We start from the raw sequence: 13097 nt of genomic DNA, 5'->3' as shown, positions 1-13097 counted from the left end.
TCAACCGCCGATCCGGTCGAGCTCCGCGAGGTCGTCGGCGGTCAGGGTGAGCCCGGCGCCGGCGACGTTCTCCCGCAGGTGCGCGACCGAGGAGGTGCCGGGGATCAGCAGGATGTTGGGCGAGCGCTGCAGCAGCCAGGCCAGCGCGACCGACATCGGCGTGGCGCCGAGGCGGTCGGCGACCGCGGAGAGCTCCGCGGACTGCAGCGGGGAGAAGCCGCCGAGGGGGAAGTACGGCACGTAGGCGATGCCCTGCTCGGCCAGGAGGTCGACCAGGTGGTCGTCCTCGCGGTGCGCGACGTTGTAGCGGTTCTGCACGCAGACCACCGGCGCGATCCCCTGCGCCTCGGCGACCTGCTCGGCGGTGACCGTGCTCAGGCCCAGGTGCCGGATGAGCCCCTGCTCGCGGAGCTCGGCGAGCGTCCCGAAGGTCTCGGCGAGCGAGCCCGGCTCGGGGGAGTCGAGCCCGCCGAGGCGCAGGTTGACGACGTCGAGGGCCTCGAGGCCGAGGTGGGTGAGGTTGTCGTGGACCGCCTGCCGCAGCTCGTCCGGCGTACGCGCGTGCGGCCAGCCGCCCTCGGCGTCGCGCCGGGCGCCGACCTTGGTCACCAGGTGCAGGTCCTCGGGGTAGGGGTGCAGCGCCTCGCGGATGATCTCGTTGGTGACGTGGGGGCCGTAGAAGTCGCTGGTGTCGATGTGGGTGATGCCGAGGTCGACGACCTCGCGCAGCACCGCGATCGCGCCGTCGCGGTCGGCCGGCGGGCCGAAGACGCCGGGGCCGGCGAGCTGCATGGCGCCGTAGCCCACGCGGGTCACGGTGAGGTCGCCGAGCCGGTAGGTGCCGCCGGGGAGGGTCGTGGTGTCGGGGGTGGTGTCGGAGCTGGTCATGCCTCCACTGTGCGCCGCGCCCGCAAGGACACCCAGTCCCCTGCCGATCCTGGGAGTGGCAGGGACAGGGACCGCCGCGCTCGCGCGGCTACCGTGGAGGAGTGAGCCAGGACAACCGGTTGGGCGACTACCTGCGGGCGCGCCGCGAGCTCGTGGCGCCCCAGGACGTCGGCCTGCCCGTGCACGGCGTACGTCGGGTGGCCGGCCTGCGGCGCGAGGAGGTCGCGATGCTCGCCGGCATCAGCGCCGACTACTACCTGCGCCTCGAGCAGGGCCGCGACCGCAACCCGTCGGCCCAGGTGCTGGAGTCGATCGCGCGCGTGCTCCAGCTCGAGCCGACGGCGACCGAGTACCTGCTCGGGCTGGGCGCCGCCCGGCCCCGCTCCCGGGCGCGGCGACCGCGGCAGGAGGTCGTGCCGACGGTCACGGCCCAGCTGCTGGAGGTCATCGGGCTGCCGGCGTACGTCGAGGGGCGCTTCCTCGACGTCCTCGCCACCAACTCGCTGGCGCGGGCGCTCTCGCCGGCCCTCCGGGTCGGTGAGAACCGGATCCGCTCGCTCTTCCTCGACCCCGCCGAGCGCGAGCGCTTCCCCGACTGGGAGCGGATGGTGCCCCGCCTGGTGGCGGGCTTCCGCGGCCGGATCGGCGACGACATCGACGACCCCCGCGTCGTCCGGCTCGTGGGCGAGCTGTCGCTCGGCAGCGAGGAGTTCCGGCGGGCCTGGGCGCGCCACGACGTCCGGCCGGTGCAGAGCAGGAGCGTCCGGATGACCCATCCCCAGGTCGGCGAGCTCGCCCTGCTCCTCTCCAAGCTGGCCATCGAGGGCACCGACGGCCAGCTCCTCGTCGTCCACCACGCGGAGCCCGGCACCGAGGCCGCCGACCGCCTCGCGCTCCTGGGCTCCCTCACCGCCTCCGGTGGTCGAGCAGTGAGGAGCGCCAGCGACGAGCGCCCGTCGAGACCCCGTGAGTGAGGCAGGGCGTCGGGCACGTGTGAGCGGCTGAGGCCCTGCACCGGTGCGGGGGGTCTCGACGGGCGCTCGCTGGCGCTCGCTGCTCGACCACCGGAGACGGAGACGGGCGCTCGCTGCTCGACCAGCGAGGTCAGCGGGCGATGCCGGGGGCGAGGCCGGTGCTGGCGTCGATGCCGTCGACGTCGTACTCCTGGTGGCCGATGCCGATCAGCCGGATCCAGCTCTGCTGGCCGAAGGTGAGGGCGACGAAGCAGCCGAGCTCGACGAGCTCGGGCTCGGTGAAGTGCACGTGCAGGCGCGTCCACAGGGAGTCGAGGTCCTCCTCGCCCCAGGCGATGGCCTGCGCGTAGGCCAGCGCGGCCTTCTGCCGGTCGTCGTAGGCCGGCGACGACTCGAAGTTGAGCAGGTCGTCGGCGGCGTACTCCGGCAGTCCGGCCGACGTCGAGCGCTGGTTGCCGCAGAACTGGCAGTTCGTCGTCTTGGTGATGTAGAGCCGCGCGAGCTCCTTGGTGGCGTGGTCGAGGACGCCCTTGCGGAACGTCGCCTCCCAGTAGGACTTGAAGGTGTCGAAGACCTCCGGCGCGTGCGCGCGCACGGCGGAGCTCTCGGGCCGCGGCGTGCCCTCCGTGGCGCAGCGCCGCATCTCCTCGCGCATCGACTCGGTCATCTGGTCCATGGGCACGTAGCTGATCCGGGGCATGACTTCTCCTGGGTGGGCGTTACTCCGCGGCCTCGATGGCCCGGACGACGGCGTCGGCGGTGAGGGGCAGGTCGCGCACGCGTACGCCGAGGGCGTCGTGCACGGCGTTGGCGATCGCGGCGGCGGTGGGGCCCTGCGCGGCCTCGCCGGCGCCGAGCGAGGGCGCGTCACCCTCGACGAGCTCGACCTCGACGAGCGGGGCGTCGGCGAAGCGCAGGATCGGGTAGGTCTCCCAGTCGTCGCTGGTGATCCGGCGCCGGTCGAGGCGCACCCGCTCGGTCGTGGTCCAGCTGGTCGCCTGCGTGGCGCCGCCCTCGAGCTGGTTGCGCGCGCCGTCGGGGTTGACGACCAGCCCGATGTCGGCGACGACCGTCAGCCGCCGCACGTGCACCGCGTGGTCGACCGCGACCTCCGCGACGACGGCGCACCAGGCGCCCTTGTCCTTGTAGCGCGCGAAGCCCAGCCCGCGACCGGTGTCGTCGGGGAGCGTCCCGCCCCACCCGGCCAGCTCGGCCGCACGCCGTACGACGTGGGCGGCGCGGTCGTCGTCGAGGTGGGCGAGCCGGAAGTCGACCGGGTCGGCGCCGGCCGCCAGCGCGAGCTCGTCCATGAACGACTCGATGGCGAACACGTTGAGGTAGGCACCCAGCGCCCGCATCGCCGAGGTGCGCAGCGGCGTGTTCGTGCGGCGGTGGCCCGCGATGTGGCGCGGGCCGACCTCGTAGCCCGGGATCGCGTTGCGGGTCGTGCCCCCGCCGGCCACGGGCGGCGGGTCGGTCGGCGGCGGCAGCGTGACCGGGTCGGCCAGGTGGGCGCCGGCGAGGAGGCCCGGGGCGCCGGAGTATCCCGGCCGAGCGGTGTGGCCGAGGCTCCACACGTCGTAGGACCAGCCGTTGATGCGCCCGTCCACCAGGTCGGCGCCGATGGTCGCGGTCATCGCGGACGAGAGCGGCCCCCAGGTCAGCTCGTCGGTCCGCGACCACCGCGACAGCACCGGGCGACCAGGCACGGCGCGCGCGAGCAGCACGGCGTCGAACGCCGCGTCGTCGGCGGCGTTGTGGCCGTAGCAGCCGGCGTTCTCCACGTGCTCGACGGTCACGGCGTCGGGCTCGAGCCCGAGCGCGGCGGCCACGGCCAGCCCGAGCCCGTGGATGCCCTGGCTGTGGCTCCACACGTGCAGCCCGTCGTCGGTCCAGCGCGCCATCCCGGCGCTCGGCGCGATCGAGGCGTGCACCAGGAACGGCTTCGAGTACGTCGCCACGTGGCCCGGCGCGGAGGGGCCGTCCTCGTCGAGCACGGGGATCTCGTCGTGCGGGCCGGCGCGCAGCCAGGCGGACAGGTCGTCCTCGTCGGGCAGCTCGTGGCCCTCGCTCCACGTGGCCGCGGCGGCGAGCCGGGCGATCGCGACGTCGACGTCGGCCTCGCGCTCGCCGACGACGCCGACGAACGACCCGTCGCGCACGACCTGCACGCCGGGCAGGTCGAGGTCCGCGAGCGACACCAGCGAGGCGCCGGGGGCGGCCGGGCGCAGGACCCGGCCGTGCAGCAGCCCCTCGGGCCGCAGGTCGGCGAGGTAGCGGGGTCGGCCCAGCACCTTGTCGGGCAGGTCGAGGCGGTCCTCGCTGAGGCCGACCGCGACCGCGGGGCCGGCGGCGGCGGGCGCGACCTCGCAGAGGTCGGTGGCGGGGTCGAGGGCGGCGATCCTGGCGACGTAGTCGGTGAGGTCGCCGGCGGGTCCGCCCGTGAGGGTGCGCACGACCGCGCCCACGTGGCGCAGGGCCGGTCCGGCCTGGAGCACGGACAGGCTGCCGGCCGTGAGCCCCTCGTCGGGACCGTCGGCGGTGTGGGCCGCGCGCATCCGCAGCGCCGCCACCGGCAGCCCGAGCGCGTCGGCGACGATCTGCGCCAGCGCGGTGAGGATCCCCTGCCCGAGCTCGACCTTGCCGACGTGGACCACGACGACCCCGTCGGCCACCGACAGCCAGGTGCCGAGGCGCGGGTTGCCGGTGATGTGCAGCGGCACGGTCGCGACCGCCGACGAGGTCACGGCGCGCTCCCGGCGGCCACGACCGCGTCGATGATCCGGCGCTGGACGCCGCAGCGGCACAGGTTGCGCTCGAGCGCCTCGGCGACCTCGTCACCCGTGGGCGACGGGTTCGTGGCGAGCAGGGCGGCGGCGCGCACGACGATCCCGGAGATGCAGAACCCGCACTGCGCGGCCTGGCCCTCCAGGAGCGCGGTCTGCACCGGGTGCGGCGTACCGCCCTCGGAGAGGCCCTCGACCGTCACGACCCCCGCGGAGGCGGCGGCCTGCGAGAGCGGCGTCTGGCACGACGGGACCGCGACGCCGTCGAGGAGCACCAAGCACGCGCCGCACAGCCCCTGGCCGCAGCCGAAGCGGGAGCCCACGAGCCCGAGCTCGTCGCGCAGGACGGTGAGCAGGGGGGTGTCCTCGGAGGCCTCGACCTCGCGCGGTCGGCCGTTGACGGTGAGGCGCTGGCTCACGGGGCGAAGACCTCCGGATGGTGCCCGAGCTCGATGCGGGTGCGCCGGATGTGGCCCCCGAGGAAGCGCTCGGCGTCGGTGGCGTCGCGGCGCACGACGGCGTCGAGGATGAGGCGGTGCTCGGAGTTGACCACCCACATGCGGGACTGCCCGCCGAGGGCGACGTAGGCGCGGCGGTAGTGCTGGGTGGAGTTCCACAGCCGCGTGACCATGGAGTTGAGCGGGTCGATCGTGCAGCCGGAGTAGGTCAGCAGGTGGAACTCCCGGTCGAGCTCGAGGAAGCGGTCCAGGTCGTCGTTCTCCTCGATGCGACGCTGCACCTCCGCCAGGCGCTCGTGGTCGACCTCGGCCAGCGCACCCAGGCTCTCGACCAGGGCGAGCGGCTCCAGGCGCTCGCGCATCCGGTAGATCACCTCGACCTCGTGCTGGGTCAGCCGCGGCACGCGCGCGCCCTTGTTGGCCTCGTGCTCGGTGAGTCCCTCGGCCTCGAGCATGCGCAGCGCCTCACGCACCGGCAGCCGGCTGGCGCCGAGGCGGGCGGCGATGTCCTCCTGGCGGATCCGGTCGCCCGGCCGCAGCTCGCCGCCGAGGATCGCGGCCCGCAGGTACGCCGCCACGCGGGCGCTCGCGGCGCCGCCGGTGTCGACGGTGTCGCGCGCGGACGGGGTGCCGGAGTCGATGGTCATGGGGCATTCTCCCCGGCGTGCTCGCGGTCCCAGGCCTTGCCGCCCGGCGCGGACACCAGCTCCATCTGCATGCCCCACGGCGCGAGGAAGTAGATCCAGCGGTTGCCCTCGGCCGGTCCGCGGCTGGCGGTCGGGCCGGCGAGCACCCGGACCCCCGCGGCACGCAGGTGGTCGACGGCGGCCTCCAGGTCGTCGACGTACAGCGCGAGGTGGTGGCCGCCGATGTCGCTGTTGCGCGGGATCGCGTCGGCCTGGTCGGGGGAGGTGTAGTGGAAGACCTCGAGGAGGGTCTGGTCGCCCAGCCGGAACCATCGGTTCTCGACCATGACCGCGCGGGGGTGGACGTGGAGGTGGTCGGCCATCCAGTCGCTGTCGTCGTGCTGGAAGGGGCCGAGGGAGTAGAGGTACTCGCAGCCCAGCACGTCGACGAGGAAGGCGTGGGCCTCGTCGAGGTCGGGCACGGTGAAGCCGACGTGGTCGAGTCGCCGCAGTCCGGGCAGTGCCATGCGACCCCCTTCTGGATCCCAAGCAGCCAACCATGGAGGCAATCCCGCTGTAAAGGGTGACGAAGTCTGGATTTTGGATCCAATCGGTGTCAGGGTGAGCGACGGACAAAGGAGTACGTCATGCCCGAGCACCTTCCCCTGGCCCCCGCCGCCCCCTGGGTCGAGCTGGTCGCCACCACCGACGACTGGGACGCCGCCGACCCGACCCTGCTGCGCACCATGTACGCGCAGCTGGTGTGGATCCGGACCTTCGAGCAGTACGTGCTCGACCTGGCCGCCGCCGGGCTGATCCACGGCCCCGCGCACTCCAGCATCGGCCAGGAGGGCGGCGCCGTCGGCTCGGTGCTCGCGCTCACCAGCGCCGACTCCGTCAACGGCTCCCACCGCGGGCACCACCAGTTCCTCGCGAAGGCGCTGCACCACGTCGCGCCCGAGGGACTGGACCCGCTCGCCGCGCCGAGCGACGACGTGCGTGACGTGCTCCTCAAGACCCTCGCCGAGATCTGCGGCCTCGACCGCGGCTGGACGCACGGCCGCGGCGGGTCGATGCACCTGCAGTGGAAGGCGGCCGGTGCGATGGGCACCAACGCCATCGTGGGCGGTGGCGTGCCGCAGGCGGCCGGCTTCGCGTGGTCGCACCGCCAGGACGGCACCGACGCGGTGTCGGTCACCTACTTCGGCGACGGCGCGGTCAACATCGGCTCGACCCTGGAGACCATGAACCTCGCCGGCGCCTGGGCGCTGCCGGTCTGCTTCTTCATCGAGAACAACCAGTACGCCGTCTCCACCAACGTCCGCGAGGCCACCGCCGAGCCGCGGCTGTCCGCGCGCGGCCTGGGCTTCAACCTCGCCAGCTGGAAGGTCGACGGCATGGACCCGCTCGCGGTCCACCTGGCCATGACCGAGGCCGTCGAGCACATGCGCAGCGGCAAGGGCCCCACCGTCGTCGAGGTCGACACCTACCGCTTCTTCCACCAGAACGGCGGCTTCGCCGGCAGCGCGTTCGGCTACCGCGAGAAGGAGGAGGAGAAGGCCTGGCGCGCCCGCGACCCGCTCGCGCAGGTCGCCGGTCACCTCCAGCGCCGCGGCATCATGAGCGCCGAGGAGACCGCGGAGGCGGTCACCCGTGCCAAGGCCGTCCTCGAGGAGGTCGGCTCGGTCGTGCTCGAGCCGCTGCCCGGCGGCAAGCCCGGCCAGCGCCGGATCCGCCCCGACGAGTGGCCCGACCCCGCGTGGGTGGACGTCGGCGTGCGGGGCGATCTCTCGGAGTTCGACGACGCCCCGGTGGTCGACCCGCAGGGTCACGCCGTACCGGTGCAGGAGACGAAGTTCATCGACGCCGTCGCCGGGGTGATGGCGCGCCGCATGGAGACCGACGAGGGCGTCGTCGTCATGGGCGAGGACGTGCACCGCCTCAACGGCGGCACCAACGGCGCCACCCGCGGTCTGCCCGACCGCTTCCCGGGCCGGATCCTCGGCACCCCCATCAGCGAGAACGCCTTCGCCGGCCTGGCCGGCGGCATCGCGCTCGACGGCCGCTTCACGCCGGTCGTGGAGTTCATGTACGCCGACTTCATGTGGGTCGCCGCCGACCAGCTCTTCAACCAGATCGGCAAGGCCCGGCACATGTACGGCGGCGACGGCGCGGTGCCGCTCGTCCTGCGCAGCAAGGTCGCGATGGGCACGGGCTACGGCTCGCAGCACTCGATGGACCCCGCCGGGGTCTTCGCGACGGCGCCGGGCTGGCGGATCGTCGCGCCCTCCACGCCGTACGACTACGTGGGGCTGATGAACGCCGCCCTGCGCTGTCAGGACCCCGTCGTCGTGCTCGAGCACGTCGACCTCTACACCTCTAGCGGCCCCGGCCCGGTGGACGACTACGACTACTGCCTGCCCGTCGGCAAGGCCGCGGTGCGCCGCGAGGGTTCGGACCTCACCGTGATCAGCTACCTCGGCATGACGCCGTACGTCATGGAGGCGGTCGCCGAGCAGGACCAGGTCGACGCCGAGGTCATCGACCTGCGCTGGCTCGACCGCGCGAGCATCGACTGGGAGACCATCGAGGCCTCGATCACCAAGACCAACCAGGTGCTCATCGCCGAGCAGGGCGCCGTCGGCACGTCCTACGGCGGGTGGCTGGCCGACGAGATCCACCGCCGGTTCTTCGACCTGCTGGACGCGCCCGTGTGGCGGGTCACCGGCGCCGAGGCGTCGCCGAGCATCAGCAAGGTGCTCGAGCGCGCGGCCATCGCCCAGAAGGACGAGGTCGCCGCCGCCCTCGCCGAGATCGCGGGGTACTGACGTGGCGACCGTCCTGCGCATGCCCGAGGTCGCGGCCGCCGCGACCGAGGCCGTCCTCACCGAGTGGCTGCTCGCCGAGGGCGCCACCTTCTCTGCCGGCGACGCCCTGGCGACCGTCGAGACCGAGAAGGCCCTCGTCGACATCGAGGCCGACTCCGACGGCACCCTGCTCAAGCTCCTCGTCCCCGGCGGTCAGCTCACCGACGTCGGCGCCCCGATCGCGGTCCTCGCCGCCGTCGGCGAGGAGATCACCGACCTGGGCGCGATCCTCGGCGACCTCGGCATCGACCAGGACCCCGAGTCCGGCGCCCCGGTCATGGCCGACGTCGAGGCGCCGGTGGTTGAGGAAGGACGTACGCCGTTGGTTGAGGAAGGACGAAGTCCTGTCTCGAAACCAAACCCCGTCGGAAGGATCTTCTCCAGCCCCCTGGCCCGCAAGATCGCCAAGGACGCCGGCCTCGCGCTGGAGGACATCCCCGGCACCGGTCCCCGCAACCGCGTCCTGCGCCGCGACGTCGAGGCCGCCCTCGCCGCCCGCATCACCGAAGCCGCGGCCCCGTTGGTTGAGGAAGGACGAAGTCCTGTCTCGAAACCAACGCCCGCGACCACCTCCGCCTCCACCTCGACCGGCTACGACGAGATCCCCCACACCCGACTCAGGGAAGCGATCGCGGCGAGGCTCCAGCAGAGCAAGCGCGAGGCGCCCCACTTCTACCTGCGCGCCACCATCCGCGCCGACCGCCTGGTCGCGCTGCGCTCCGAGATCAACGAGGGTGCCGACGTCCGGATCTCCCTCAACGACCTCGTCCTCAAGGCCGTGGCCGGCGCCCACCTGGCGGTCCCGGAGATGAACGCGACCTGGACCGACGACGCCGTACGCCGCCCGCACTCGGTCGACATCGCGGTCGCCGTCGCCACCGAGCGCGGCCTGGTCACCCCGGTCGTCCGCGACGTCCCGTCGCTGACGGTGCGCGCCCTGGCCGCGAAGGTCCAGGACCTGGCGACCCGGGCACGCGACGGCAAGCTCAAGCAGGACGAGCTCGAGGGCGGCACGATCAGCGTCACCAACCTCGGCATGTACGCCGTCGAGGACTTCGCCGCCATCATCAACCCGCCCCACGCCGCGATCCTCGCCGTCGGCGCGGTCCGTGACGAGCCCGTGGTCCAGGACGGCCAGCTCGTCGTCGGCAAGACCCTCAAGGTCACCCTCTCGGTCGACCACCGCCCCGTCGACGGCGTCGTCGCCGCCCAGTGGCTGAAGGCCTTCGTCGACCTCCTGGAGCACCCGGCCCGAGCCCTGGCCTGACCCCCACCGCCGGTGGTCGAGCAGTGAGGAGCGCCAGCGACGAGCGCCCGTCGAGACCCCATGCGTCGAGGCAGGCGCTCGGGTGCGGGGGTGAGTTCGGTGGTTGAGGAGGGACGAAGTCCCGTCTCGAAACCACCTCCGGTGGTCGAGCAGCGACGAGCGCCAGCGAGGAGCGCCCGTCGAGACCCCGCACCTCTGGTCACCTCCTGTGGTGAATCGGTGGCGCCGTACGGCGCCGCGGTGGTCGCGGTGGTTGGCATTGACGGGGACGAGGTGGGCAGTGCTCGCGCGCCGCTGCCAGCTTCCGGTGGTTGAGGCGCGAGCGCAGCGAGCCTCGAAACCACCCCAACCCAAGGGCCTAAAGTAAAATCAGAGAAAGAAGGCCACTTACCCTCCACACCCTGTGGATAACCGGTCTTTTCGGCCCCTCACTGTCGGTGGTGGCTGCTTGAGTAGACCCATGAGCAGCCCCGCCACCCACCCGCCGAGCCACCCCGTGGCGCAGAAGGTGGCGCGCCTCCGGGCCGAGCTCGCCGAGCTCAACGAGACCCCGCTGTGGTCCATGACCCCCGAGGAGGCCGCCGACACTCTCGTCGAGACGACCCGCCTCAACGCCCAGGCAGATGAGCTCGAGCTCCGCCTGGCCGCTCACGCCGATCGCTGCGAGGTGGGCACCTCCGAAGGCGCGACGTCGACGGCGGTCTACTGGGCCAACCAGACCCACCTGACCCAACGCGACGCCGCGTCGAAGATGAAGCTCGCCAAAGCCCTCGACGGCCATGCCCCGGTCGAAGAGAGCCTCGCCAAGGGCCACATCCTCGCCGACCAGGCGAAGGTGATCGTCGAAGCAGTCGACGCGCTGCCCGACGACGTCGGCACGACGGTCAAGGACCAGGCCCGTGACCACCTCCTCGCCGAGGCGGCGCACTTCGACGCCAAGCGCCTTCGCGTCCTGGGCCTGCACGTCCTGGAGGTCCTCGCCCCCGAGGTCGGCGAAGCCGAGACCGCCCGCCAGCTCGAGGCACAGGAGCGCAAGGCCGAGGCCAAGGCCAGGTTCACGATGCACGACGACGGCCACGGCACCACCCACGGCCGGTTCTCGATCCCGACCCATCAGGCCGACAAGCTCCGCAAGCCACTCGACGCCCTCGCCGCACCCAAAGCAGGCGGCGAAGGCTCGACCCCGCACGGGATGGGGCTCGCGTTCATCGAGTACCTCAACCGCTTCCCCACCAAGAAGCTCCCGCAAGCCGGTGGGATGGACGCCACCGTCGTGGTCACCATGACCCTGGAGACCCTCATGGGTGGGCTGAAGGCAGCACACCTCGACACCGGCACCCCGATCAGCCCCGGCCTCGCCCGGCGCATGGCGTGCGAGGCAGGTGTCATCCCCGTCGTCCTGGGTGGGAAGTCCCAGGTCCTCGACGTCGGGCGCAGGATGCGGTTCCACACCAAGGCCCAGAGGATCGCGATGGCCGTCCGCGACGGCGGCTGCATCGCCCTGGGCTGTGACCGGCCCTCGGCGTGGTGTCACGCCCACCACCTCGACCCCTGGTCCCAGGGCGGCAGCACCTCGGTCGAGCGCGGCGGGCTCCTCTGCACCGGCCACCACCCCCTGGCCCACCACCCCGGCTACGTCATGACCCACCACCCCGGCGGCAAGGTCTCCTTCCACAAGCGGGAGTGAGGCACCACGAGTAGGGAGGTGATCTCGGTTCGCGGCGTACGACGCGTTCACTCAGTCCAGTCGAAAGCGGGGTGGACGGCTACGCCGGGGAGGTCGCGAAATGCTCCCGGGTTGCCTAGATTTGCGTGTCGTCCTTCGGCTCTCGTCGACGTCGAGCGCGATCGGCGACTCGGTTGGCAATCTTGCCTGTGGCTGATCCGGCACGCTGTCGGGTCTCCACGCCCAGGCGCTTGCCGGTGTCGACAGCGTCGGCTCCCTTTGCGCGTGCCAAGTCGCGTACCTCTGCCGCGGCGACAGCCCAACGCCGCGCCTCGACGTTGTGCTCGGCCGTGTCGATGCCGAGTCGCTCATGAAAGTCACCGATGGACGTTGTGACGCTGGTGCTTGCCTGAACGACGGCAGGCGACTGGATCGGGTTGAAGAGAACCTTCGAGTTGGCAGTCGCGGCAGCAGTCTCCATCCGAGTCAGGAGCCGCTCGGTGCTGCGGGCGATCGTGTCAAGACGTTCGTGGCGAGCGGCCTTCAGTCCTAGGCGGTGACCTGCGAGGTCGTCGGGTGCGGTCTCGAGAACGCGGTCGAGCTCGAGGATGGCGATGGCGTCCTGCAGCTGAAAGCAGCGCGCTAGCACTGCGAGCCAGTCTCGAGTCTTGGCGGCGGTGTCGTTGGCCGTCTTCATCAGGTCTGCGATCGTCGACTTTCGCTCCAGCTTCTCTGCAAGCGCGTCGAGCTGGAGCAGGGCGTACGCCTGGGTGTCTGCGATGGTGCCTGCGGAGGCCTGGACCTTGGACCAGGTCACCTCATTGACGTGCCCGACGTGCTGACGGATGGTCATGGCCTCGTCGATCTGCAGCCCGGTGCCGATCATCTGCGCAAGCACGGAGTCCTTCTGGGCTCGGAGGACGTCGTCGAGCTTGGCGTCGATGACAGCCAGGTAGTCCGTGACCTCGTTCATGGCCTGTTGCATCGCGAGCTGGGCCATGAGCGCGGGTGTCCCAGCGAGCATCCTGGGGTTCGCCGGGAGTTGCCCCGGCCCCTTGTCGAGCTTGATCCACGACTGGATGGCGCCAGGCTTGCCGATCATCGCGTGACTGACCCCGGACTCTGAGGTGGGCATCAAGCCGAATTCGTTGACCTTGCGCGCAGATTCTTCAGTCAGCCGCACCCAGCGAGCAGAGTCGACCGCCGGCGCGGCGGCTATGTGTGCCGTGGCTGATTGCAGGCCGGCCGATCCCATGCCAAGAACCGCGCTTAGGCGCGAAAGTTTGAGCTCGGTCGAGGGCAAGCCCAGGGTTGCCAGGAAGCCTTGGACGGCCGTTGGCTCTCCGATGACGGCGAGGCCGTCGCCGTCACTCAGCAGTTCAACTTCGTTGTCCATCCTGGGCTCCTTGTTGTTCCTGACGAACAGACCGCCAGGATGCTCCGACGACTAACTGGTCCGCCTTGCTCCGCGCGGTGACACTACGGGCCTGGGCGCACCGTGGGGCCGCGATTGCTGAACCGCGAGCTCGCTCTGGACAGATTCGTGAGACTCCGGAGCCCGCACG

At 72.0% G+C, this 13097-nt stretch carries 11 protein-coding genes; 4 read left to right on the top strand and 7 right to left on the bottom strand.

Features of this window, described 5'->3' with window-relative positions; genetic code table 11:
- Positions 1–888, bottom strand: coding sequence for an aldo/keto reductase family oxidoreductase (locus E4622_RS11775; protein WP_134740363.1), 888 nt, complete (start codon positions 886–888; stop codon positions 1–3).
- 101 nt (positions 889–989) lie between these two features.
- Here E4622_RS11775 and E4622_RS11770 point away from each other — a divergent pair, with 101 nt between their 5' ends.
- Positions 990–1862 (top strand): helix-turn-helix transcriptional regulator, encoded by an 873-nt coding sequence (locus E4622_RS11770; protein ID WP_134740362.1) that lies wholly within the window; start codon positions 990–992, stop codon positions 1860–1862.
- Between the two features lie 130 nt (positions 1863–1992).
- Here the strand turns inward: E4622_RS11770 and E4622_RS11765 are convergent, their stop codons facing one another.
- Genes E4622_RS11765 through E4622_RS11745 form a run of 5 tightly spaced genes read right to left on the bottom strand, consistent with a single transcriptional unit; the run spans position 1993 to position 6259 of the window.
- Complete coding sequence (locus E4622_RS11765) at positions 1993–2562, bottom strand: carboxymuconolactone decarboxylase family protein (RefSeq protein ID WP_134740361.1); 570 nt, start codon at positions 2560–2562, stop codon at positions 1993–1995.
- A 19-nt stretch (positions 2563–2581) separates the two neighbouring features.
- Positions 2582–4609: a molybdopterin cofactor-binding domain-containing protein gene (locus E4622_RS11760; RefSeq protein WP_134740360.1), complete on the bottom strand. Its 2028-nt coding sequence runs from the start codon at positions 4607–4609 to the stop codon at positions 2582–2584.
- Complete coding sequence (locus tag E4622_RS11755) at positions 4606–5067, bottom strand: (2Fe-2S)-binding protein (protein WP_134740359.1); 462 nt, start codon at positions 5065–5067, stop codon at positions 4606–4608. Before E4622_RS11755 ends, E4622_RS11760 begins: the two co-directional genes overlap by 4 nt.
- On the bottom strand, positions 5064–5753 hold the full coding sequence (locus E4622_RS11750; protein WP_134740358.1) for a GntR family transcriptional regulator: 690 nt from the start codon (positions 5751–5753) through the stop codon (positions 5064–5066). The genes E4622_RS11755 and E4622_RS11750 overlap by 4 nt, the downstream gene beginning before the upstream one ends.
- Complete coding sequence (locus E4622_RS11745; protein WP_134740357.1) at positions 5750–6259, bottom strand: VOC family protein; 510 nt, start codon at positions 6257–6259, stop codon at positions 5750–5752. Before E4622_RS11745 ends, E4622_RS11750 begins: the two co-directional genes overlap by 4 nt.
- A 120-nt stretch (positions 6260–6379) precedes the next feature.
- On the opposite strand from E4622_RS11745, the gene E4622_RS11740 reads away from it, so the two are divergent.
- The 3 genes from E4622_RS11740 (at position 6380) to E4622_RS11730 (ending at position 11553) form a co-directional block, all read left to right on the top strand.
- On the top strand, positions 6380–8560 hold the full coding sequence (locus tag E4622_RS11740; protein ID WP_134740356.1) for an alpha-ketoacid dehydrogenase subunit alpha/beta: 2181 nt from the start codon (positions 6380–6382) through the stop codon (positions 8558–8560).
- Between the two features lies 1 nt (position 8561).
- Positions 8562–9866 (top strand): dihydrolipoamide acetyltransferase family protein, encoded by a 1305-nt coding sequence (locus E4622_RS11735; RefSeq protein WP_134740355.1) that lies wholly within the window; start codon positions 8562–8564, stop codon positions 9864–9866.
- Between the two features lie 460 nt (positions 9867–10326).
- Complete coding sequence (locus E4622_RS11730) at positions 10327–11553, top strand: HNH endonuclease signature motif containing protein (protein WP_134740354.1); 1227 nt, start codon at positions 10327–10329, stop codon at positions 11551–11553.
- Positions 11554–11668: 115 nt separating this feature from the next.
- Here E4622_RS11730 and E4622_RS11725 read toward each other — a convergent pair whose 3' ends face one another.
- Positions 11669–12928 (bottom strand): hypothetical protein, encoded by a 1260-nt coding sequence (locus E4622_RS11725; RefSeq protein ID WP_134740353.1) that lies wholly within the window; start codon positions 12926–12928, stop codon positions 11669–11671.
- Positions 12929–13097 lie beyond the last annotated feature (169 nt).

The sequence above is a fragment of the Nocardioides sp. 503 genome (assembly GCF_004522095.1).
Taxonomy (GTDB): domain Bacteria; phylum Actinomycetota; class Actinomycetes; order Propionibacteriales; family Nocardioidaceae; genus Nocardioides.
Note: the sequence above shows the minus strand (reverse complement) of the source record. Positions and strands in the feature narration are given on the sequence as shown.